Annotated in this window: 23 protein-coding genes; 15 read left to right on the top strand and 8 right to left on the bottom strand. The window is 69.4% G+C overall.

What is annotated here, in order from left to right; all coding sequences use genetic code 11:
- Window positions 1-2: 2 nt before the first annotated feature.
- A complete protein-coding gene (locus tag ASD65_RS01170) occupies window positions 3-1580 on the top strand; it encodes an FAD-dependent oxidoreductase (protein ID WP_056217309.1) in 1578 nt (525 codons plus the stop codon).
- Window positions 1577-3682: a molybdopterin oxidoreductase family protein gene (locus ASD65_RS01165; RefSeq protein WP_056217305.1), complete on the top strand. Its 2106-nt coding sequence runs from the start codon at window positions 1577-1579 to the stop codon at window positions 3680-3682. Before ASD65_RS01170 ends, ASD65_RS01165 begins: the two co-directional genes overlap by 4 nt.
- On the opposite strand, the gene rimM is transcribed toward ASD65_RS01165, so the two are convergent.
- The 3 genes from rimM to rpsP all read right to left on the bottom strand — a co-directional run bounded on the left by rimM (window position 3661) and on the right by rpsP (window position 5003).
- Complete coding sequence (gene rimM, locus ASD65_RS01160) at window positions 3661-4254, bottom strand: ribosome maturation factor RimM (RefSeq protein ID WP_056224343.1); 594 nt, start codon at window positions 4252-4254, stop codon at window positions 3661-3663. The genes ASD65_RS01165 and rimM overlap by 22 nt on opposite strands.
- A 91-nt stretch (window positions 4255-4345) precedes the next feature.
- The gene (locus ASD65_RS01155; RefSeq protein WP_056217302.1) at window positions 4346-4576 is read right to left on the bottom strand and encodes an RNA-binding protein; all 231 of its coding nucleotides are present in this window, start codon (window positions 4574-4576) and stop codon (window positions 4346-4348) included.
- 7 nt (window positions 4577-4583) lie between these two features.
- A complete protein-coding gene (gene rpsP, locus ASD65_RS01150) occupies window positions 4584-5003 on the bottom strand; it encodes a 30S ribosomal protein S16 (RefSeq protein ID WP_056217299.1) in 420 nt (139 codons plus the stop codon).
- Window positions 5004-5196: 193 nt separating this feature from the next.
- Between rpsP and ASD65_RS01145 the strand changes: the two genes are divergently transcribed.
- Window positions 5197-6360 (top strand): glutamate--cysteine ligase, encoded by a 1164-nt coding sequence (locus tag ASD65_RS01145; protein WP_056217296.1) that lies wholly within the window; start codon window positions 5197-5199, stop codon window positions 6358-6360.
- 62 nt (window positions 6361-6422) lie between these two features.
- Here ASD65_RS01145 and ASD65_RS01140 read toward each other — a convergent pair whose 3' ends face one another.
- The 3 genes from ASD65_RS01140 to glgA all read right to left on the bottom strand — a co-directional run bounded on the left by ASD65_RS01140 (window position 6423) and on the right by glgA (window position 8780).
- Window positions 6423-6680 carry a type B 50S ribosomal protein L31 gene (locus tag ASD65_RS01140; protein ID WP_056217293.1) on the bottom strand — a complete coding sequence of 86 codons (258 nt, stop codon included), beginning with the start codon at window positions 6678-6680 and terminating at the stop codon, window positions 6423-6425.
- A 111-nt stretch (window positions 6681-6791) separates the two neighbouring features.
- A complete protein-coding gene (locus tag ASD65_RS01135) occupies window positions 6792-7577 on the bottom strand; it encodes an ABC transporter ATP-binding protein (protein WP_056217290.1) in 786 nt (261 codons plus the stop codon).
- 9 nt (window positions 7578-7586) lie between these two features.
- Window positions 7587-8780, bottom strand: coding sequence for a glycogen synthase (gene glgA, locus ASD65_RS01130; protein WP_056217287.1), 1194 nt, complete (start codon window positions 8778-8780; stop codon window positions 7587-7589).
- Window positions 8781-8826: 46 nt separating this feature from the next.
- Here glgA and ASD65_RS01125 point away from each other — a divergent pair, with 46 nt between their 5' ends.
- Both ASD65_RS01125 and serB read left to right on the top strand, forming a co-directional pair.
- Window positions 8827-10071, top strand: a complete 1245-nt coding sequence (locus tag ASD65_RS01125) for a glucose-1-phosphate adenylyltransferase (RefSeq protein WP_056217285.1) — start codon at window positions 8827-8829, stop codon at window positions 10069-10071.
- 43 nt (window positions 10072-10114) lie between these two features.
- Complete coding sequence (serB, locus tag ASD65_RS01120) at window positions 10115-10756, top strand: phosphoserine phosphatase SerB (protein ID WP_056217282.1); 642 nt, start codon at window positions 10115-10117, stop codon at window positions 10754-10756.
- 16 nt (window positions 10757-10772) lie between these two features.
- Here the strand turns inward: serB and ASD65_RS01115 are convergent, their stop codons facing one another.
- Window positions 10773-11483 (bottom strand): beta-ketoacyl-ACP reductase, encoded by a 711-nt coding sequence (locus ASD65_RS01115; RefSeq protein ID WP_056217279.1) that lies wholly within the window; start codon window positions 11481-11483, stop codon window positions 10773-10775.
- 117 nt (window positions 11484-11600) lie between these two features.
- Between ASD65_RS01115 and ASD65_RS01110 the strand changes: the two genes are divergently transcribed.
- The 4 genes from ASD65_RS01110 to ASD65_RS01095 are packed head-to-tail and all read left to right on the top strand — an operon-like array spanning window position 11601 to window position 13628.
- The gene (locus tag ASD65_RS01110; RefSeq protein ID WP_056217276.1) at window positions 11601-12104 is read left to right on the top strand and encodes a DUF4190 domain-containing protein; all 504 of its coding nucleotides are present in this window, start codon (window positions 11601-11603) and stop codon (window positions 12102-12104) included.
- Between the two features lie 47 nt (window positions 12105-12151).
- Window positions 12152-12523, top strand: coding sequence for a DUF3099 domain-containing protein (locus ASD65_RS01105; protein WP_082561518.1), 372 nt, complete (start codon window positions 12152-12154; stop codon window positions 12521-12523).
- Complete coding sequence (locus ASD65_RS01100; RefSeq protein WP_056217272.1) at window positions 12520-12738, top strand: hypothetical protein; 219 nt, start codon at window positions 12520-12522, stop codon at window positions 12736-12738. Before ASD65_RS01105 ends, ASD65_RS01100 begins: the two co-directional genes overlap by 4 nt.
- Window positions 12735-13628, top strand: a complete 894-nt coding sequence (locus ASD65_RS01095) for an SURF1 family cytochrome oxidase biogenesis protein (protein WP_056217269.1) — start codon at window positions 12735-12737, stop codon at window positions 13626-13628. The genes ASD65_RS01100 and ASD65_RS01095 overlap by 4 nt, the downstream gene beginning before the upstream one ends.
- A gap of 95 nt (window positions 13629-13723) precedes the next feature.
- On the opposite strand, the gene ASD65_RS01090 is transcribed toward ASD65_RS01095, so the two are convergent.
- The gene (locus tag ASD65_RS01090; RefSeq protein WP_056217266.1) at window positions 13724-15322 is read right to left on the bottom strand and encodes an ABC-F family ATP-binding cassette domain-containing protein; all 1599 of its coding nucleotides are present in this window, start codon (window positions 15320-15322) and stop codon (window positions 13724-13726) included.
- Window positions 15323-15510: 188 nt separating this feature from the next.
- Here ASD65_RS01090 and ASD65_RS01085 point away from each other — a divergent pair, with 188 nt between their 5' ends.
- From ASD65_RS01085 to ASD65_RS01060, 6 genes are all read left to right on the top strand, one after another.
- Window positions 15511-16158, top strand: coding sequence for a biotin transporter BioY (locus tag ASD65_RS01085; RefSeq protein WP_056217263.1), 648 nt, complete (start codon window positions 15511-15513; stop codon window positions 16156-16158).
- Between the two features lie 152 nt (window positions 16159-16310).
- Window positions 16311-17336, top strand: a complete 1026-nt coding sequence (locus ASD65_RS01080; protein WP_056217260.1) for an iron-siderophore ABC transporter substrate-binding protein — start codon at window positions 16311-16313, stop codon at window positions 17334-17336.
- Between the two features lie 19 nt (window positions 17337-17355).
- Window positions 17356-18402, top strand: coding sequence for a FecCD family ABC transporter permease (locus tag ASD65_RS01075; protein WP_056217257.1), 1047 nt, complete (start codon window positions 17356-17358; stop codon window positions 18400-18402).
- A 143-nt stretch (window positions 18403-18545) separates the two neighbouring features.
- Window positions 18546-19532 carry a FecCD family ABC transporter permease gene (locus ASD65_RS01070; RefSeq protein WP_082561517.1) on the top strand — a complete coding sequence of 329 codons (987 nt, stop codon included), beginning with the start codon at window positions 18546-18548 and terminating at the stop codon, window positions 19530-19532.
- Window positions 19529-20377 (top strand): ABC transporter ATP-binding protein, encoded by an 849-nt coding sequence (locus ASD65_RS01065; protein ID WP_056217256.1) that lies wholly within the window; start codon window positions 19529-19531, stop codon window positions 20375-20377. The genes ASD65_RS01070 and ASD65_RS01065 overlap by 4 nt, the downstream gene beginning before the upstream one ends.
- Entirely contained in the window at window positions 20374-21285 is a 912-nt protein-coding gene (locus ASD65_RS01060; RefSeq protein ID WP_056217253.1) for a siderophore-interacting protein, read from the top strand. The genes ASD65_RS01065 and ASD65_RS01060 overlap by 4 nt, the downstream gene beginning before the upstream one ends.
- The last annotated feature ends 12 nt before the right edge of the window (window positions 21286-21297 follow it).

Genomic DNA, 21297 nt, shown 5'->3' with positions numbered 1-21297 from the left:
CCATGATCGCGTCGGCACCGCTGAAGGTAGTGCTCATCGGGCTCGGGCCGGTCGGCGTGCGCTTCGCGGAGGAGCTCCTCCCCGCCGTCGCGGCCGGCTCCGTCGCGCTCACCATCGTCGCCGCCGAGGACGCCGACCCTTACAACCGCGTGCTGGTCGCGGAGTACGCGGTCGGAGCGGTGGCGCGCGAGGACCTTGCCATCGCGGACACGGACTCGCTCACGGACGCCGGTGTGCGGGTGCTCCGCGGACTGCGGGCCCGACACATCGACCGCGACAACCGCCGCGTCCTGCTGTCCGACGACTCGTCGCTGCCCTACGACCGCGCGGTGCTGGCCACCGGAGCACGGGCGAACGTCCCCGTCCTCGACGGACTCGAGCGCTGGAGCACCGGCGAAACCGTCGGCGCCGAGGGTCTCGACGACGGCACCACCGCCGGGGTCTGTGTGCTGCGGACCGCGGCGGATGCCGAGCAGGTGCGCGACGTCGTCGCGGCCGGTGGACGCGTCGTCATCCTGGGTGCCGGAGTCCTGGGCATCGAGCTCGCGCTGCTGCTGGCCGCCGCCGGGGTGGAGCCGACGATCGCGCACTTCGGCCCCACCCCGATGCCGCGTCAGCTCGATCGAGGAGCGGCCACGGTGCTCTGCGCCGCCCTCGAACAAGCCGGGGTCCATGTCGTCCCGCACATGCGCGCCGAGGCGATCATCGCGCGGACGGATGCCGACGGTGTGCGTCGCTTCCGCGCGCTGGTGGCCTCGGACGGCCGATCATTGGAGGGAGATCTGCTGGTGCTCTCCTGCGGCGTCACGGCGCGTACGGAGCTCGCCCAGGGCGCGGGCCTGCGCGTCGGCGGCGGTGTGCTGGTGGATCACCGGCTGCGTTCGTGGACGGACCCGTCGATCAGCGCGATCGGCGATTGCGCGCACGTCGCCGTTGCGGAGCTCCACGCGCACGATCGCGACGTGCCCGGCGGGCCGAGCGGGCTCGTGGGACCCGGCTGGCGCCAGGCGGAGTGGCTGGCGAAGGATCTGCTCGCCGGACTGGCAGGGCTCGGGCATCCGGTCTTCGAGGAAGATGTGCCCGGTGTCGTGATGCTGAAGGACGACCGCATCGGTCTCGTCGCGGCGGGCGACGTCTCTCCGGAGCCGTTCGCACCCGTCGTGCGCGGCGAAATCCCGGCCAGGGTCGCGCTGTGGGCCGACCTCGAGCACGGCACCTACACGAAGATGGTGACCCGGGAGGGCGTGCTGACCGGTTTCGTCAGCATCGGGATGCCGCGCGCCGCCGCCGAGCTGAGCGTGCTGTACAGCCGCCGCGGCGAGCTTCCGGCTGATCGCTCGCTGCTGCTGCGTCTGGATGCGGCAGACGACGGGGCGCCACGCGCAACGGGCCGGGACGCACCGGTGTGCCTCTGCAACGCTGTCACCGCCGGAGCGATCGAGGATGCCGTGGCGCACGGCTGCAGCACCGTTGCCGAGGTCGGCCGCGCCACGCGAGCCGGTACCGGCTGCGGTGGCTGTCGTGCGCGCATCGCGGAAATGATCGGGGACTTCGGCGCACTCGAGGGAGCCGCGGCATGATCCCGTCGACACCCACGGCGACCCACTGCCCGTACTGCGCGTTGCAGTGCGCCATGTCGCTCACCCTCCGCACCGACGCGTCGGTCGCGGTCGACGGGCGCGACTTCCCCACCAACCGTGGCGGGCTGTGCAAGAAGGGCTGGACCTCCGCCGACCTGCTCACCGCGCCGGGGCGTCTCACCGCCCCGCTGGTACGCGACGATGCCGGAGTTCTGGTGCCGACGTCGTGGCCCGACGCACTGGACCTCATCGCGACCCGGCTGCACGGCATCCGCTCGGAATCCGGCCCCGATGCGATCGGCGTGTTCGGTGGCGGCGGACTCACCAACGAGAAGGCGTACGCACTCGGAAAGTTCGCTCGCGTCGCGCTGGGCACATCGCGCATCGACTACAACGGCCGGTTCTGCATGTCATCCGCGGCCGCCGCCGCCAATCGTGCGTTCGGAATCGATCGCGGGCTCCCCTTTCCGCTGACCGACCTCGACATCGCCGACACGGTGCTGATGCTCGGCTCGAACGTCGGCGACACGATGCCGCCGTTCCTGTCGCACCTGCAGAGCGCACGGGCCGCCGGCGGGCTGATCGTCGTGGATCCGCGGCGCAGCAGCACCGCGCGTCTCACCGCGGACGGCGCTGGAATGCACATCCAGCCCGTCCCCGGCACCGACCTCGCCCTTCTACTCGGTCTCGCCCACATCGTGCTGACCGAAGGCCTGCACGACACTGCGTACCTGGCCGCGCGCGCCACCGGGTTCGATGCAATGCGACGGTCGGTGAGCGGCTGGTGGCCCGCCCGCACGGCCTCGGTCACCGGTGTGCCCGCCGACAGCCTGCGGGCGCTCGCACGCCGGCTCGCCGCCGGTCGATCGGTGTACATCCTCACCGGTCGCGGCGTCGAGCAGCACATCGACGGCACCGACACCGCGACCGCCGCGATCAATCTCGCGCTGCTGCTCGGTCTGCCGGGAACACCGGGCAACGGGTACGGCACACTGACAGGGCAGGGCAACGGGCAAGGCGGGCGCGAGCACGGACAGAAGTGCGACCAACTGCCCGGATACCGCAAGATCACGGATGCCGCCGCCCGAGAGCACGTCGCGCGCGTCTGGGGCATCGACCCCACGACCATTCCGGGGCCGGGCCTACCCGCCGTCGAGCTGCTCGCCTCCGCAGGCGAAACCGACGGCATCCGCGCACTCCTCGTGCACGGCTCGAACGTCGCGGTGTCCGCTCCGAACGTCCAGTCGGTGCGTGCCGCGCTCGGGAAGCTCGAGCTGCTCGTCGTCAGCGACTTCTTCCTCTCCGAGACCGCGCAGCTCGCCGACGTCGTTCTCCCGGTGCTGCAATGGGCCGAGGAGGAGGGCACGATGACCAACCTCGAGGGTCGCGTCATCCGCCGTCGTGCGGCCGTGGTGCCGCCGGCTGGAGCCCGCAGCGAACTCTGGATCTTCGCAGAACTCGCCAGGCGCCTCGATGCACCCGGCATCTGGGACACGGTGCCCGCCGACGTGTTCGACGAACTCGCGCGCGCGTCCGCAGGCGGCCCGGCCGACTATTCGGGTCTTAGCCACGCACTCCTGGACACCGGCATCGAGGCCCACTGGCCCTATCCCCCGCAGAGCTCGGGGACGCCGCACCTGTTCCTGGAGAGCTTCGCGCACGACGACGGGCGGGCACGGCTGATCGCCGTCCGCGCGCGGGCGTCAACAGACGTCGCGCACGGCGACACGCTCCTGCTGGTCACGGGACGGCTGCTGGAGCACTACCAGTCCGGCACGCAGACCCGCCGCGTCCCGGAGCTTCAGGATGCGCGCCCCGCACTCGTGGTACAGCTGCATCCGGACTCGGCGCGGGCGCGCGGGATCTCCGACGGAGATCCGGTCGCGGTGCGCAACCATCGCGGAGTCGTGCGGGCGATCGCCGGCCTGAGCGGTGACATCCGTCCGGATACCGTCTTCCTGCCGTTCCACTACCCCGGCGACGCGAGCGCGAACCTGCTCACGAGCGACGAGACCGATCCGATCTCAGCGATGCCCGAGTTCAAGCGTGCGACCGTGTACGTGACGCGGTCAGCATCTGCTCACGCCTCAGCGGTGTCCTGATCGGACTCGTCGCTGTCGGTTTCGTCAGCGTCGCCTTCGGGAGCGTCATCCCCGCCGGGGAGCTCTTCGAACAGCCCGGGCGGCGGCGTCACGACGACACGGCCGGTAGCGACATCCACCTCGGGCACGATCGCCTTGACGAACGGAACCAGTACCTCGCGGTCGCCGACCTTGACGGTGAGCAGATCCTGAGCCGGGAAGTGATCGATGCGGAGGATGCGACCGACGACGACGTCATCGCGCACGACATCGAGTCCGACGAGCTGGTGGTCGTACCAGGCGTCGTCCTCGGGGGTGGCTTCGTTCTCGTCCTCGTCGATCCAGAGGATCGCCTTGATGAGCTCTTCGGCGGTGGAACGGTCATCGATGCCGTCGAAGAAGGCCACCGGGTGGCTGTTCATCCAGCGGAATTCGCGGACCGTCAGCTGCTTGCCGTGCCAGGGCGAAGCCTCCGGCACCTGCAGAGTGAAGGTCGACCCCGGCGCGAAACGCCCATCGGGATCGTCGGTGTACAGCTCGATCTTGATCGCGCCCTTGAGGCCGTGGGCCTTGACGAGGCGCCCGACGCGCAGCTGATTGCGCGCGGTCTTGGTGCCGTCGGCTTGCGCATCCGACTGCTCGGTGTCCGCCTCCGAGGCGCCCGAGTCTTCCACAGTCACCACGTCAGTCGTCAGCGACATCGACGCGGACGCGTCGACCATCGGCGAGGGCGGTGATGAGAGTGCGCAGTGCCTTTGCCGTGCGCCCACCGCGCCCGATCACGCGACCCCGGTCATCGGGGTGCACGCGGACCTCCAGGACGTCGCCACGAGGGGACGAGCTGGAATGAATGGACACATCGTCCGGGTGATCGACGATCCCCTTGACGATGTGCTCGAGCGCGGCGGACAGCAACGGTCTACTACTCTGCGTCGGTCGCGTCGGCGGCGGGAGCCTCGGCCTCGGGCTCGTCGACCTTGGCGGCCTTCTTCTCAGCCTTGGGCTGAAGGACCGACTTCTTGGCGGAGTCGATCTCGAAGGGGACCTTCGGGGCGGCGACGCGCACGGTCGAGACCGCATCCTTGTCGCCCTTGAACTTGCCCCAGTCACCGGTGAGCTTCAGCAGTGCGGTGACCTGCTCGGTCGGCTGGGCGCCGACGGACAGCCAGTACTGGGCACGCTCGGAGTCAACCTCGATGAACGAGGGCTCCTCGGTCGGGTGGTACTTGCCGATCTCCTCGATGACACGACCATCGCGCTTGGTGCGCGAGTCGGCCACGACGATGCGGTAGTAGGGCGCACGGATCTTGCCGAGGCGCTTGAGACGAATCTTGACAGCCACGATTCTCCTGAATTGTGTGAAGTGAGACGAACCGATCGCCTGGAGAGTGGGGTGCACACCCGGCGGAAGCTCAAAGGGAGGACGACGATGCTGGATAGAGGGTCGAGCACCACGTCCGACCCTCTATTCTGCCAGATGACGAGGGATGCCGCGAACCAGTCGGTTTCGGACGCTCTCGTGCGACACTTGCCCGATGACGGTGCCCTTCGCCACGTCCGACCGCTCCTCCGTGGGATTGGAGTGGGAACTCATGCTGGCCGACGGCACCAGCGGTGACCTCGTCCCCCGCGCCCCCGAAGTGATCGACGCCCTCGAAGCCGACACGGCGCTCGAGCGCTTCACGGTCACCGGCGAGCTGCTGACGAACACCGTAGAGGTGACCAGCGGTATCGGTGACACCGTGGCTGCTGCAGTCGACGACATCGCCGACGCGATCGCCGCCGTACGGAGCGTCACGAATCCGATGGGGGTCGAGCTGCTGTGCGCGGGCAGTCATCCGTTCGCACAGTGGTACGACCAGGCGGTCACCGACAAGACCCGCTATCACACGCTCATCGAGCGCACCCAGTGGTGGGGACGAAACATGATGATCTGGGGCATCCACATCCATATCGGAGTGGATGACGTGAACAAGGTGTTCCCGATCATCAATGCCCTCGCGGTCTACCTCCCCCACCTGCAGGCGCTGTCCGCCTCCAGCCCGTTCTGGGCGGGCGAACGCACCGGCTATTGCTCGAACCGCGCGCTGGTGTTCCAACAGTTGCCCACGGCGGGGCTCCCCTGGCCGCTGCAGTCGTGGTCCGAGTTCGAGGACTACCTCGACGACATGACCTCCACCGGAGTGATGAAGGATGCCTCGGAGGTGCGGTGGGACATCCGCCCGGCGCCGCGCTGGGGCACCATCGAGGTCCGGGCCTGCGACGGGATGTCCACACTGCCGGAGCTCGCCGCCGTGGCCGCCCTCGTGCAGGTGCTCGTGGAGCACTTCTCCCGCGAGCTGGACGCAGGAAACGCCCTGCCCACTATCCAGCCCTGGTTCCTGCGGGAGAACAAGTGGCGCGCGGCGCGGTACGGCCTGGACGCCCGCGTGATCGTGGACCACGACGGCACCCAGGTCGAGGTCGCGCGGCACCTGCGCGCGACGATGGAGCGGCTGTCCGACATCGCGGTCGACATGCACTGCGCGCGCGAGTTCGCCGGCCTGGAGTCGATCCTCACGCAGGGCTCGAGCTCCACCCGGCAGCTGATGGTCGCCGACGCCGCCGACGGCGATCTCCGCGAGGTCGTGCAGCACCTCATGCGCGAGTTCCGCGCCGGCCCCACCCTCCGCGAGCACCTCGCCTCGCTCGGGCACTGAGACGGGGACCGCCCGGGCAAACGAAAAGCCCCCGGCGAACCGGGGGCTTTCGAAAGGCGTGCTCAGCTGTTGGAGCCGCCGAAGTTCTTGAAGCGCTGGTTGAACTTCTCGACGCGACCGGCCGAGTCCATGATGCGCTGCTTGCCCGTGTAGAACGGGTGCGATGCCGACGAGATCTCGACGTCGATGACGGGGTACTCGACACCGTCGAGCTCGATCGTCTTGTCGCTGGACACCGTCGAGCGGGTGAGGAAGGTCTCGCCCGAGCCGAGGTCACGGAAGACGACGGCGCTGTAGGTGGGGTGAATGTCAGTCTTCATAGGAAGTCCTTAGTAAGCGTGCCCTGGATTTTGCCAGGGCGGACAAAGTCTGCGGTGCGAGTGCACCAAGGATCGATTCTATCAGCCGAACGACCAGTCGCAGAATCGGGTTCAGTGGGCCGCGCGCGCGGCGTGTCGGCCGTCCTCGGACGAGAGCGTGATCGGCATGCCGAACGTGTCCGTGAGGTTCTCGGCGGTGAGCGTCTCCTCGATCGGGCCGGCCGCCACGATCGCGCCGTCGCGCATCAGCATGACGTGGGTGAAACCGACCGGAATCTCCTCGACGTGGTGCGTGACCATCACCATTGCCGGGGTAGTCGGGGCCTGCGCGTACCCGCTCAGCAGCGTCAGCAGCTCTTCGCGCGCACCCAGGTCGAGGCTCGCGGTCGGCTCGTCCAGGAGCAGCAGCTCGGGGTCGGTCATGACCGCCCGCGCGATCTGCACGCGCTTCTGCTCACCGTCGGACAGCGTCCCGAAGGTGCGGTCGGCGAGGTGGTCGAGGCGCCACTCAGCGAGCACGCGCAGCGCACGTCGCTCGTCGATGTCTTCGTAGCTCTCGTTCCAGCGACCGAGCACGGAGTAGGCGGCGGTCAGCACGACGTTGATGACGTGCTCCTCGGGCGGCACCCGCTTGGCCATCGCCGAGGACGCGAACCCGATGCGGGGACGCAGCTCGAAGACGTCGGTGCGCCCCATCCGCTCCCCCAGGATCGTCACCGCGCCCGAGGTGGGGTGCAGAAGCGTGTCGGCGAGCTGGAGCACTGTGGTCTTGCCCGCGCCGTTGGGGCCGAGGATCACCCACCGCTCGTCGTCATTGACCGTCCAGTCGATGGAATCGACGATGTTTCTGGCATTTCGGCGGACGACGACATCGGAGAACTCGAGCACCTGCGGCATACAGCTAGCCTATCGGCCGTCGCCGGTGACCTCCGCGTACAGCGCCGCCGTGGTCGCCGCGATCTTCGCCCAGCTGAACTCGGTCGCCGCCCGCTCGCGCCCGGCTGCGCCGTAGGCGCGTGCCCGCTCCGGGTCCGAGACCACCTCGGTCAGTACGCGGGCGAGATCGTCGACGAACCGTTCGGGATCGATCGGGGTCCCGGTGCCGTCCTGCATCTGCTCGATCGGCACGAGACGTCCGGTCACGCCGTCGGCGACGACCTCGGGGATGCCGCCGGTCGCGGTGCCGACGACGGCCGCGCCGCACGCCATGGCCTCGAGGTTGACGATGCCGAGCGGCTCGTACACCGACGGGCACACGAAGGTCGTCGCGGCCGACAGGACGGTGCACAGCTCGTGCCGGGACAGCAGCCTGTCGATCCACACGACGCCCTGCCGGGTCTGCTGCAGGCCGCGCACCAGCGCCTCGACCTCGGCCATGATCTGCGGGGTGTCCGGCGCGCCGGCGCACAGCACGAGCTGCACGTCCGGCGGCAGCTGCTCGGCCGCGCGCAGGAGGTACGGCAGCCCCTTCTGACGGGTGATGCGTCCCACGAACACGACCGAAGGGCGCGAGGCGTCCACACCGAGCGAGGCCAGCAGGTCGGGATCCTCGACGGGATGCCACGCCTCGACGTCGATGCCGTTGTAGATCACCCGCACCTTGGCCGGGTCCAGCGCCGGGTAGCTGCGCAGGATGTCGGCGCGCATCCCCTCGCTGACGGCGACGACCGCGGTCGCGCCCTCGTACGCGGTCTTCTCGATGAAGCTGGAAACCGCGTAGCCACCGCCGAGCTGCTCGGCCTTCCACGGTCGGAGGGGTTCGAGACTGTGCGCCGTCACGATGTGCGGAATGCCGTGCAGCAGGGACGCGAGGTGTCCGGCGAAGTTCGCGTACCAGGTGTGCGAGTGCACGACGTCGGCGCCGGCGACATCCGTCACGATCTCCAGATCCGTGCCCAGCGTCTGGATCGCGCCGTTCGCGGAGGCCAGTTCGGCCGGCACGCCGTACGACGTGGTGCCCTCTTCGTCGCGCTCGACCCCGAAGGCCCGCACTCGCACATCGAGGGTCTCGCGCAGTGCGGAGACGAGCTCCGTGACGTGCACCCCGGCCCCGCCGTAGATCTCCGGCGGGTACTCCTTGGTGACGATGTCGACGCGCATGTCTTCACGCTAGTCCCCGGGCTGAAGTGCGGCATAGTGTGGTGCCATGCCAGCAGCGCCGAAGATCTTCGGAATCATCCTCGCCGGCGGTGAGGGCAAGCGACTCATGCCGTTGACGGCCGATCGCGCGAAGCCCGCCGTCCCCTTCGGCGGGCAGTATCGCCTGATCGACTTCGCGATCTCGAATCTCGTCAATTCGGGGTTGAGACAGCTCGTCGTGCTCACGCAGTACAAGTCCCACAGCCTCGACCGGCATATCTCGCAGACGTGGCGGATGTCGCCGCTGCTGGGGTCGTACGTGACGTCGGTTCCTGCGCAGCAGCGCCTCGGCAAGCGATGGTTCTCGGGTTCCGCCGACGCGATCCTGCAGAGCCTCAACCTCATCAACGACGAGAAGCCGGACATCGTGGTGGTGATCGGCGCCGACCACGTGTACCGGATGGACTTCCAGCAGATGCTGGATGCCCACATCGAGTCCGGCGCACGTGCGACCGTCGCCGGCATCCGCCAGCCGATCTCGTTCGCCAACCAGTTCGGCGTGATCGACGTCGACTCCGCAGATCAGTCGAAGATCAACGAGTTCCTGGAGAAGCCGCAGAACCCGACGGGACTGCTCGACGCCCCGAACGAGGTCCTGGCCTCGATGGGCAACTACATCTTCGACGCCGACGCCCTGATCGAGGCCGTCGAGTCCGACGGCGAGCTTCCGACGTCCAACCACGACATGGGCGGCGACATCATCCCGTACTTCGTCGGCCGATCCGAGGCCGGCGTCTACGACATGAAGCGCAACGACGTGCCCGGGTCCACCGATCGCGATCGGGACTACTGGCGCGACGTGGGTTCGATCGACTCGTTCTTCGATGCCCACATGGACCTGATCTCGACGCTGCCGGTCTTCAACCTCTACAACACCGACTGGCCGATCCATGCCCAGGCGCTGAACTCGCCCCCTGCCAAGTTCGTGCGCGACTCGGTAGGCCGCATCGGCAACGCGATCGACTCGATCGTGTCGCTCGGATCCGTGCTCTCCGGCACACATCTGGAGCGCAGCGTCGTCGGGCCGTGGACGCTCGCGGGCGGGGGTTCCACGATCACCGATTCGGTCCTGTTCGATCACGTGCACGTCGGCCCCGGCGCGCGGATCCATCGCGCGATCCTCGACAAGAACGTCGAGCTCGCGGCCGGTGCGACAGTGGGCGTCGACCGCGAACGCGACCTCGAGCGTGGTTTCACCGTCACCGATTCGGGCATCACGATCGTCGGCAAGAACGTCCGCGTCGAGGCTTGACGGCCCGCACGGACGCGGCATCCGCTCCCGCTACGGTGGAGGGATGCCTGCCGCTCCCGCCCGTTTCGTCGTCGTTCTCGACGCCGATTCCACGCTCATCCGCAACGAGGTCATCGAGCTGATCGCCGATGAGGCCGGGCGCGGAGCCGAGGTCGCCGCAGCGACCGAGGCCGCGATGCGCGGCGAGGTCGACTTCGCCACCAGCCTGCGCTCACGCGTGCAGGCGCTCGAGGGCGTTCCGGTCGCGCGTTTCGCCCGCGTCCTTGCCCGCATCGAACCCACCCCCGGCGTGCGCGAGCTGATCGCCGAGGTGCACGCGCGCGGCGGACGCGTCGGCGTCGTCTCCGGCGGGTTCCACGAGATCCTCGACACCGTCGCACCCGACCTGGGCGTCGACTTCTGGCGCGCCAACCGCCTGCACGTCACCGACGGCGCGCTGACCGGCACCGTCGACGGCGAGATCGTGGATGCCGAGGGCAAGGCCACGACGCTGCGTCAGTGGGCCGACGAGTGCGGCGTACCGCTGTCGCGCACCATCGCGATCGGCGACGGGGCGAACGACCTGCGCATGATGGCGACCGCCGGCCTCGGTCTCGCGTTCAACGCGAAGCCCGCCGTGCGGGCTCAGGCCGATCTGGTCATCGCCAAGGTCGACCTGCGCGAAGTGATCCCCCTGCTGCCGTAGCGCGCGCGGGCGGGGCTCAGTGCCCCATGCCCAATCCCCCGTCGACCGGGATCACGGCGCCGGAGATGTACGCCGAGGCATCCGATGCCAGCCAGGTGACGACTCCGGCGACTTCGTCGGCGGTCGCGAAGCGCCCCGCGGGGATGTTGCGCTTGTACTCGGCCTGCGTGTCTTCAGGCAGCGCGGCGGTCATGTCGGTCTCGATGAAGCCGGGCGCCACGACGTTGGCCGTGATGCCGCGGGCACCGAGCTCGCGCGTGAGCGAGCGGGCGAAGCCGACCAGTCCGCTCTTGGAGGCGGCGTAGTTGATCTGCCCGGCGGAGCCGTACAGGCCCACCACACTCGAGATCAGGATGACGCGGCCCCAGCGGGCGCGCAGCATGCCCTTGGAGGCCCGCTTGACGACACGGAACGCGCCACCGAGGTTGGTGTTCACGACGCTGTCGAAGTCGTCCTCGCTCATGCGCAGCAGCAGCGTGTCCTTCGTGATGCCCGCATTCGCGACGACGATCTCCACCGGCCCGAGCTGCTGCTCGACCTGGGTGAAGGCGGCGTCGACGGACGCGGCATCCGTCACGTCCGCACGCACCGTGAGCGTACCCATGGGGCCGTCGCCCGAGCGCGCGGTCACCGCGACCTTGTAACCCTCGGCGACGAACCGCTCCGCGATCGCGCGGCCGATCCCCCTGTTGCCGCCGGTGACGAGTACGACGCGATCGCTGGACATGAAGGACTCCCGGAGGACGACGGACGGAACCGCACCAGCCTACCGGCGCGCGCGTTTGACACCCGGTCCCACCGCTGAAACGCTGGACCTACACCACCGCCGGCGAAAGGGCACATCATGAGCGACAACACCCCCGAGAACCCGGCGACCCCTGCCGTTCCGCCGCCCTACGGCGCCCCGGCCCAGCCCGGCTCCGCGCAGCCGGCCGCCTACCCGCCGCCGGCGTACGGCACCCCGCCGCAGCCGCCGCAGTACGCGGCCCCGCAGCCGCCGCAGTACGGCCAGCCCCAGTACCCGCAGGCGGCCTACGGCGCTCCGCAGCAGCCGTACGGCGCCTACGCCACTGGCCCCAAGACCAACGTCCTGGCCGTCATCTCGATGATCGCCTCGATCGCCGGTGCGATCTGGATCCTCCCGTTCGTCGGCTCGCTCGCCGGCGCCATTATGGGCCACATCGCGCTCAAGCAGATCGCCACGACCGGCGAGAAGGGCCGCGGGATGGCACTGGCCGGCGTCATCGTGGGCTGGGTCGGACTCGGACTCATCGTCCTGGCGACCATCGCGTTCTTCCTGTTCTTCATCGGGGTCGCCGCGAGCTCGTCCGAGTTCGGCTACAGCTGACCCGCGGGGGCGCCGACTGTGCGCTCCCGGCGTAGTCTGGAAGCACTGTGAAGAGTTCGACGCACGCGCAGTCTGCGACATCCCTCCCGCGCGCACCGCGGGACGATGTGAGCGCGCGCTCGGTGCGCTATCTGATCACGATGGGCGTGCGTGTCCTGTGCTTCGTGCTCATGGTCGTGATCACGCCGTACGGCTGGTACACGTGGGTGTTCGGGGCGGCCGCGGTCTTCCTCCCCTACATCGCCGTGGTCTTCGCGAACGTCGGATCGGACGGGCCCGAGAGCACCGCCGAGAACCCCGAACGCGCCCTCCCGGCAGAACCCGCGCCGCCCGCGCCCAGTGAGACCGACGATCGCGTCATCCGCTTGACCGAGACGCCGCGTCTCGACCCGCCGCGAGAGCGAGACGTTCCCGAATGAGCACCACCGACGACGCCCCCGAATGTTCGAGGGCCGGATGCCGGTTGCCTGCGTCGTGGCGGATCGACTGGCGGAATCCGCGCATCCATGCGGCGGACCGCACCAAGACCTGGGTGGCCTGCGACGAGCACGTCGACTACCTCCGTGAATTCCTCGCCGCGCGCGACTTCCCCGTGCAGGCCCACCCGCTGAATCCCGTGGGAGACGTCGCATGAGCCGCCGCACCGCTCCGGCCGCCGTCCGCTGGACGATCTACGTCGCGATCGCCATCGTGTTCGCGATCGCGTGCGCCTTCCTGTCGAACTGGCAGTTCGACCGCAACGCGAGCCGCAGCGAGCAGCTCGCACTGGTCGCCGCGAACTACGACACGGACCCCGTGCCCCTCGCCGATGTCATCCCCGAGGGCGGCAGCCTGACCGCCGCCGACCAGTGGCAGCCGGTCGAGCTGACCGGGACCTATCTCGCCGACCAGCAGCTCCTGGTGCGCAACCGGGCGCACGGCGGCACCGCCGCGTTCGAGGTGCTGGTGCCGTTCCAGCTCGATGACGGCCGCATCCTCCTGATCAACCGGGGCTGGGTGGCTCCCGGCTCGGAGCAGCCCGAGCCCGACGTGGTGCCGGCCCCGCCGGAGGGCGAGGTCACGGTGCTCGTGCGCATGCGCCTCGGCGAGCAGCTCCCCGCCTCGGGCCGCACGGCGCCCGACGGGCAGGTGCCGACGATCAACCTCCCCCTCGTGGCCGGCGTCGTCGACCCGCAGAACAGCGTGCCGATGGAGCAGAGCGCCTACGGCCTGATGTACTCCGAAGACCCCGCCCCCGCGACGCGTCCGAGCGCGATCGACCCGCCGTCGGAAGACCCGGGGCCGCACCTGTCGTACGCGATCCAGTGGATCCTGTTCGCCGTGATGGGCTTCATCTTCATCGGCTACGTCATCCGCAGCGAGCGCAAGTATCGCCTCGAAGAGGCCGAGGAGCGTGCGGCGTCCGCGCGCGCCGAGGCTGCGGGCACCGACCCGGGAGTCGCCGCGTACCTCCGTGCCGCCCCGCCGCGGCGCCGCGATCGCGACACCGAGGACGAAGACGAACTGCTGGACCGCACCCGCTAGGTCGCGGCGTCCGCTCCCCCTCGTGAGGCGGCATTCGCCGGGCTCGGGGCACGGCAGCCACCACGCTCCTCGCGCGGCAGCCGCTCACGGTCGGGCTAGGCGAGCTCGATGAGGTCGATGTAGTCGCGGCCCCAGATGTCTTCGACACCGTCGGGCAGGATCAAGACGCGCTCGGGGTTCAGCGAGCGCACGGCGCCCTCATCGTGCGAGACCAGGACGACGGCACCCTCGTAGTGCGCCAGCGCGTCGAGGATCTCCTCGCGCGAGGCCGGGTCGAGGTTGTTCGTCGGCTCATCGAGCAGAAGCATGTTGGCGGAAGAGACCACGAGCGTCGCGAGCGACAGGCGGGTCTTCTCGCCGCCGGACAGCACGCCGGCGGGCTTGAGCACGTCGTCGCCGGTGAACAGGAACGATCCCAGCACCTTGCGGGCGTCCGTCGCGGTGATGTCCGGCGCCGCCGACATCATGTTCTCCAGCACCGACCGATCTACGTCGAGGTTCTCGTGCTCCTGCGCGTAGTAGCCGATCTTGAGACCGTGTCCGGGGATGATCTCCCCGGTGTCGGGCTGGTCCACGCCGGCCAGCATCCGCAGCAGGGTGGTCTTTCCGGCACCGTTGAGACCGAGCACCACGACTTTCGATCCGCGGTCGATCGCGAGGTCGACGTCGGTGAAGATCTCCAGCGAGCCGTACGACTTCGACAGACCGGTCGCCATCAGCGGGGTCTTGCCGCACGGAGCGGGCTTCGGGAAGCGCAGCTTGGCGACGCGCTCCTCCTGACGCACCTCGTCCAGCCCCGCGAGCATCTTCTCGGCGCGGGCCACCATCTGGTGCGCCGCAGCGGCCTTCGACGCCTTGGCGCCGAACCGGGCGGCCTGCTGCTGCAGCACGGTCGCCTTCTTCTCGACGTTGACGCGCTCCTTCTTGCGACGCTCCTCGTCGGCGACCCGCTGGCGCAGGTAGTTCTTCCAGTTCATGTTGTAGACGTCGATGATCTGGCGGTTGGCATCGAGGTAGAAGACACGGTTGACGGTCTCCCCCACGAGCTCGACGTCGTGGCTGATCACGATCAGCCCACCCCGGTAGTTCTTCAGGAACTCCCGCAGCCACACGACGCTGTCCGCGTCGAGGTGGTTCGTCGGCTCGTCGAGGATCATCGTCTCGGCATCCGAGAACAGGATGCGGGCGAGCTCGATGCGACGGCGCTGACCGCCGGAGAGGGTCTTCAGCGGCTGATCGAGGATGCGGTCCGGCAGCGAGAGGTTGTGCGCGATCGTCGCCGCCTCCGCCTCCGCGGTGTAGCCGCCGAGGGCCTCGAAGCGCTCGGTGAGGTTCGCGTACTTGCGCATCGCCTTCGCCGCGACCGCCTCGTCCGCGTCGCCCATGGCGACGGATGCCTCGTGCATGCCGAGCGCGAGAGTGCCCAGGCCGCGGGCATCGAGGATACGGGTGCGGGCGAGCATCTCGGGGTCGCCGGTGCGCGGGTCCTGCGGCAGATAGCCGAGCTCTCCGGAGCGGTCGACGCGGCCGGCGGCGGACAGCAGGTCGCCGGCGAGCACCTTCGTGAGCGTCGTCTTGCCGGCTCCGTTTCGGCCGACGAGTCCGATCTTGTCGCCGTTACTGACACGGAACGAGACGTCCGTCATAAGCACGCGGGCACCCACGCGAATTTCAAGGTCGTGCACGGCGAGCACAGCTATCGTCCGTTTCGTTTTGGAGAGAAGAGAGATGACCGAACGGCCAGCCTCCCAGTATAGGTTGCGGCACCTGCGCGTCCGCCGAGCCGCCTCCGAGGAGCATGTGGACACCTCACAGTCGAATTCGGATTCCTTGGTGACATGCATCCAAGTCGCTCGCGTTACGCCCCTCTAGGCTGAGTCCCATGTCATCCATCGCAGCCTCTCCCTCCGCCTCCACTGGCGCCCGTCGGGTGCTCGCCGACGTCATCGCCCGCCCGTCCTCCCGCACCCGCGCATTCGCGCTCGACGCCGGCCTCGTGATCACCGGCGCGGCCGTCGTGGCACTGCTCGCCCAGGTCGAGATCCCGCTGTGGCCGGTGCCGATCACCGGCCAGACGCTCGGCGTCATCGTCGTCGGCGCCGCGCTCGGCGCCTGGCGCGGTGCGGCGGCCCTCACGACCTACATGCTCGCGGGCCTCGCGGGGCTTCCGGTCTTCGCCGGCTTCACCGGCACCGTCCTGGCGCTGGGCAAGCCGAGCTTCGGCTTCGTCATCGGCTTCATCTTCGCGGCGTTCGTCGCCGGCTGGTTCGCGGAGCGCGCGTGGGACCGCCGCCCGGCCCTGGCGTTCGTCGGCTTCGCCGCAGCGAGCGTCGTGCCGTTCCTGTTCGGCATCCCGTACATGGCGTTCATCTTGAACGGCGTCATGGGCTTGGACTACTCCTTCGCGACGATCCTCGGCGTCGGACTGCTGCCGTTCATCGTGGGCGGTCTGATCAAGGCCGGCCTCGCCGCCGCAATCATCCCGGGCGCGTGGGCCCTCGTGCGGAAGGCCGACGCCGGCAAGAACTGACCGGATTCCGGATGCCGCGGCATCCCGAATCGTGACGAAGCCCCGATCGCGGTCGGGGCTTCCGTCATGTTGCGATCGGATTCGACACAGTTCCGACCCGTGCGTAAGGTAAGGCTGTCCTTATCGGAACTCGGTCGACTGGAGATCCCCCCGTGCCTCGCACCCGCACCGCCGCCGCAACCGCCCTCGTCGCAATCGCCGCTCTCACCCTCGTCGGATGCTCCGGCGCCGGGGCGACCGACGCCGGGACCGCGCCGGACTCCGCCTCCGCGGGCTTCCCTGTGACGATCGAGCATGCGTACGGCGAGACCACGATCGACTCCGCACCCGAGCGCGTCGCGACCGTCGCGTGGTCGAACCAGGAAGTCCCCCTCGCGCTGGGCGTCGTGCCGGTCGGGATGGCGAAGGTCACATGGGGCGACGACGACGGCGACGGCGTCCTCCCCTGGGTCGAGGACAAGCTCGACGAGCTCGGCGCCGAAACTCCGGTGCTGTTCGACGAGACCGACGGCATCGACTTCGAGGCGGTCGCGGACACGCAGCCCGACGTCATCCTCGCCGCGTATTCCGGTCTCACGCAGGAGGAATACGACACGCTGTCGAAGATCGCGCCGGTCGTCGCGTACCCCGAGGTCGCGTGGGGCACCTCCTACGAGGACATGATCCGCCTGAACTCGACCGCGCTCGGCCTGGCCGATGAGGGCGATGCGCTCATCGACGAGCTGCACGGCAAGGTCGACTCCGCTCTGGCCGCGAACCCCGAGCTCGCCGATTCCACCGTCCTGTTCTCATACATCGACCCGTCCGACTTCAGCCGGATCGGCTTCTACACGAGCCTCGACACGCGCCCCGGATTCCTGGAGTCCCTCGGGCTCCCCCTCCCGACGGTGGTCTCCGAAGAGTCCGACGGCGAGCAGTTCTATGCCGAAGTGAGTGCGGAGCAGGCCGACCGCTTCGCCGATGTCGACGTTTTCGTCACGTACGGCGACGCGAGCGGCTCGATCATCGCGCAGCTGCAGGCCGATCCGCTGCTGTCGCAGATCCCGGCCATCGCCGAGGGGCGCATCGCAATCCTCGAGGAGTCGACGCCGCTGGCGGCTTCCGCCAACCCCTCGCCGCTGTCGATCGGCTGGGGCATCGACGAGTACTTCGCCCTGCTGGCCGGCGCCCTCCGCTGACGAGCGGGAAGCCTGCCGGGTGACCATTCTCGAGACCCGCACCACGGTGCCGGATGCCGCGACCCTGCGGCGTCCGGTCACGGTGCGGCTCGCGTGGCTCGGGGTCGCGATCGTGGTGCTCGCCGCACTGTGCGTCGTCTCCGTCGCGTTCGGGGTACGCACGGTCTCAGTCGGTGACATCTTCGCCGGGCTGTCCGGCGACACGAGTGGGGTCGCGCAGGCGGCCGTGGTCACCCGCATCCCCCGCACCGTCCTCGCCGTGCTGGTGGGGGCGGCGCTCGCCCTGTCCGGCACCACGATGCAGGCCGTGACCCGCAACCCGCTCGCCGATCCCGGCATCCTCGGGGTCTCCGGCGGGGCCGCCCTCGCCGTCGTGATCGGCATCGCCTTCTTCGGGATGTCGGACCCGTACGCCTTCATCGGCACCGCGATCCTCGGCGCCGCCGGGGCCGCCGTCTTCGTCTACGTCGTCGGGTCCCTGGGGCGCGGGGGTGCGACGCCGCTGAAGCTTGCGCTGGCGGGTGCCGCAGCATCCGCCGCTTTCATGTCGCTCGTGAGCGCGATCCTGCTCCCCCGGGTCGACATCATGGAGTCGTTCCGGTTCTGGCAGATCGGCGGTGTGGGCGGCGCGACGTGGGATCGCATAGCGATCGTGCTCCCCGTGCTCGCGATCGGGGCGGTCGTCTGTCTCGTCTGCGCCCGCGGCATGAACTCGCTCGCACTCGGCGACGATCTCGCCGCCGGGCTGGGCGAGCGTGTCGGCCGAACGCGGCTCATCGCCTCGGCAGGTGCAGTCGTGCTCTGCGGTGCGGCGACGGCCGTGGTCGGGCCGATCGCGTTCGTCGGGCTGGTCGTGCCGCACCTGTGCCGGCTGCTCGTCGGCACCGACCACCGCTGGCTGCTGCCGTTTTCGGCAGTGATCGGCGCGGCGCTGCTCGTCGCAGCCGATGTGATCGGCCGCGTCGTCGCTCGGCCCGGCGAGATCGAGGTCGGGATCATCACAGCGCTGATCGGAGCCCCCGTCTTCATCTGGATCGTCCGCCGCCAGAAAGTCCGCGAGCTGTGACCGCCCCCACCACCCCCGGCCCCTCCCGGACCGCGTCTCGCGAGACGCGGCAAACGGTCGCTCCGCGCGGGGCTTCAGGTACGGACCGCGAGCGTGCGGCCGCGAGCACCGCGCGTGCGATCGTCGCGGGGCGACGCCGGCGGATGCGGCGTCACGCGATCGTGACGGGAATGCTGGCGCTGGCATTGGTCGTCGCGTTCGCCGTATCGCTCATGATCGGCAAGAGCTTCTACGGACTCGACGAGGTCGCCCGGGTGATCCTCGGCGAAACCGTCCCCGGCGCGTCGTTCACCGTCGGCGAGCTCAGACTGCCGCGCTCCGTGCTGGCCGTGCTCGCGGGGTTCGCGTTCGGCATCGCCGGTGTGACGTTCCAGACCATGCTGCGCAACCCGCTCGCCTCCCCCGACATCATCGGCATCACCTCGGGAGCGAGTGCCGCCGCCGTGTTCGGCATCGTCGTGCTCTCCCTCAACGAGACGCTCGTGTCGCTGCTCGCCGTCGCGGGTGCGCTGCTGACCGCCCTGGCGATCTACCTCCTGTCGAACAAGGGCGGCTTCGCCGGCACGCGACTCATCCTCATCGGCATCGGCGTGGCCGCGATGCTCGACAGCGTCGTCACCTATGTCTTGTCCAAGGCTGTGGCGTGGGATCTCCAATCCGCCACGCGCTGGCTCACCGGCAGCCTCAACGGCGCCACGTGGTCAGTGGTACTGCCGCTCGCGATCACGAGCCTCGTGCTGGTGCCGCTGCTGCTGGCGCAAGGTCGCGCGCTCGGGGTGATGCGACTCGGAGACGATGCCGCAGCGAGCCTCGGCGTCCGGCTGAACGCCACCCGGGTGACCGCGATCGTCGCCGCGGTGGCCCTCCTCGCGTTCGCCACCGCAGCGACCGGGCCCATCGCGTTCGTCGCGTTCATGGCCGGACCCATCGCGGCGCGCCTGGTCGGTCCCGGCGCCGCGCTGCTGCTGCCGTCCGGCCTCGTCGGGGCGCTGTTGGTGCTCGTGGCCGACCTCCTCGGACAGTTCGCGTTCGACAGCCGCTACCCGGTCGGCGTCATCACCGGCGTGCTCGGCGCACCGTACCTCATCTACCTGCTCATCAGGACGAATCGCTCCGGAGGGTCATTGTGACCGCATCCCCCACCTCGACCGACCACCACACGCTCTCCGCGGAAGCGCTGACATTGGCCTACGGCGACCGCACGATCGTCGAAAGCCTCGACCTCCGGGTTCCGCCCGGGCGCATCACGGCGATCGTCGGAGCGAACGGATGCGGCAAGTCGACGCTGCTGCGCGCCCTGGCCCGCCTCATCACGCCGAAACACGGCCAGGTGGTGCTCGACGGCCGTTCACTGCACGGACTCCCGTCGAAAGAGGTGGCCCGCACCCTCGGTCTGCTCCCGCAGAGCCCGGTCGCTCCCGAGGGCATCGCCGTCGCCGATCTGGTCGGACGCGGGCGCCACCCTCACCAGAAGCTGCTCGCCCGGTGGAACGCGCACGACTACGAGGTCGTGGCACGGGCACTCGAGGCGACCGGCATCGAGGACCTCGCCGACCGCTCCGTCGACGAGCTGTCCGGCGGCCAGCGCCAGCGCGTCTGGATCGCGATGGCACTCGCCCAGGAGACCGACATCCTGCTGCTGGACGAACCCACGACGTTCCTGGATGTCGCACACCAGGTCGAGGTCCTCGATCTGCTGACCGACCTCAACCACGAGCGCGGCACCACCATCGTCATGGTGCTGCACGACATGAACCTCGCCGCGCGCTATGCCGACCACCTGTTCGCCCTGCGCGCCGGTCGCATCGTCGCCAGCGGCCCGCCGAACGAGGTCATGACGAGCGAGCTCATCCGCGAGGTCTTCGATCTCGACGCGCTCGTCGTGTCCGACCCTGTCTCGGGCGCGCCCATCGTGCTCCCCCGCGGACGGCACCACGTCTCCCCCGCCCTCACCACCGAAAGGACCCTCCGGTGACCACGACCGCTCTTGATGTCCACCGCTTCTTCCGCGCGACGGTGACCTCCATCACCGACCTCACCCCGAGCTTCCGCCGCTTCACGTTCGGCGGCGACGACCTCGCCGTCTACGGCGATCCGGGCCTCGATCAGCGCGTCAAGATCGTGTTCCCCACCTCGACCGCGAGCCTGGACGCGATGCCGACCGGTGAGGACTGGTACACCCAGTGGCGTGAGCTGCCCGAGGCGGACCGGCCGCCGTTCCGGACATACACGACCCGCTACGTCCGCAACGACGCGAATGAGGTCGACATCGACATGGTGTCGCACGACGTGCTCGGCCCCGCATCCGACTGGATCGCGAAGGCCGCGGTCGGCGACGATGTTCTCATCTTCGCCCCGACCTCGGCTCATAGCGGGGTCAGCTACGGGATCGACTTCGTCCCACCGGCGACCGTCGACCAGATCCTCCTCGCGGGCGATGAGACCGCCGCCCCGGCGATCGCGGCGATCCTCGAACAGCTGCCGCGCGAGGCCACCGGCGTGGTTGCACTGGAGGTCCCGCATCCCGACGACGCCGCGTATCTGCCGCACCACCCGGGTTTCGAGTATCGAGTCGGAGCCCGTCGTGACGGCGACCGCCACAGCCACCTGCTGACATCGGTGATGGATGCCGCGGCCACCCTCGTGCCGACCGGTGAGGGATCCGACGTCGAGGAGATCGACATCGACACCGACATCCTGTGGGAGGTGCCGCGCACGGCGAAGGGCGGCGCAGCGCTGAAGAGTGCCCGCCTCTACGCGTGGCTGGCCGGCGAGGCCGGGGCGATCAAGACCCTGCGTCGCCACCTCGTCAGTGAGCGCGGCGTCGATCGTCGCGCCGTCGCGTTCATGGGCTACTGGCGGCTCGGTCGCGCCGAGAACTAGCCGGCAGGCAGC

Source organism: Microbacterium sp. Root61, assembly GCF_001427525.1.
Taxonomy (GTDB): domain Bacteria; phylum Actinomycetota; class Actinomycetes; order Actinomycetales; family Microbacteriaceae; genus Microbacterium.
The sequence above is the reverse complement of the archived record's forward strand: the minus strand, read 5'-3'. Positions and strand labels throughout refer to the sequence as shown.

What these genes read in the sequence shown, in the direction of transcription:
- ASD65_RS01165 (WP_056217305.1), top strand. Translation starts at nt 1,577, where the DNA reads ATGATCCCGTCGACACCCACGGCGACCCACTGCCCGTACTGCGCGTTG.
- ASD65_RS01170 (WP_056217309.1), top strand. Translation starts at nt 3, where the DNA reads ATGATCGCGTCGGCACCGCTGAAGGTAGTGCTCATCGGGCTCGGGCCG.
- ASD65_RS01115 (WP_056217279.1), bottom strand. Translation starts at nt 11,483, where the DNA reads ATGTCCAGCGATCGCGTCGTACTCGTCACCGGCGGCAACAGGGGGATC.
- ASD65_RS01100 (WP_056217272.1), top strand. Translation starts at nt 12,520, where the DNA reads ATGAGCACCACCGACGACGCCCCCGAATGTTCGAGGGCCGGATGCCGG.
- serB (WP_056217282.1), top strand. Translation starts at nt 10,115, where the DNA reads ATGCCTGCCGCTCCCGCCCGTTTCGTCGTCGTTCTCGACGCCGATTCC.
- ASD65_RS01110 (WP_056217276.1), top strand. Translation starts at nt 11,601, where the DNA reads ATGAGCGACAACACCCCCGAGAACCCGGCGACCCCTGCCGTTCCGCCG.
- glgA (WP_056217287.1), bottom strand. Translation starts at nt 8,780, where the DNA reads ATGCGCGTCGACATCGTCACCAAGGAGTACCCGCCGGAGATCTACGGC.
- ASD65_RS01095 (WP_056217269.1), top strand. Translation starts at nt 12,735, where the DNA reads ATGAGCCGCCGCACCGCTCCGGCCGCCGTCCGCTGGACGATCTACGTC.
- ASD65_RS01135 (WP_056217290.1), bottom strand. Translation starts at nt 7,577, where the DNA reads ATGCCGCAGGTGCTCGAGTTCTCCGATGTCGTCGTCCGCCGAAATGCC.
- ASD65_RS01125 (WP_056217285.1), top strand. Translation starts at nt 8,827, where the DNA reads ATGCCAGCAGCGCCGAAGATCTTCGGAATCATCCTCGCCGGCGGTGAG.
- ASD65_RS01140 (WP_056217293.1), bottom strand. Translation starts at nt 6,680, where the DNA reads ATGAAGACTGACATTCACCCCACCTACAGCGCCGTCGTCTTCCGTGAC.
- ASD65_RS01070 (WP_082561517.1), top strand. Translation starts at nt 18,546, where the DNA reads ATGCGGCGTCACGCGATCGTGACGGGAATGCTGGCGCTGGCATTGGTC.
- ASD65_RS01145 (WP_056217296.1), top strand. Translation starts at nt 5,197, where the DNA reads ATGACGGTGCCCTTCGCCACGTCCGACCGCTCCTCCGTGGGATTGGAG.
- ASD65_RS01085 (WP_056217263.1), top strand. Translation starts at nt 15,511, where the DNA reads ATGTCATCCATCGCAGCCTCTCCCTCCGCCTCCACTGGCGCCCGTCGG.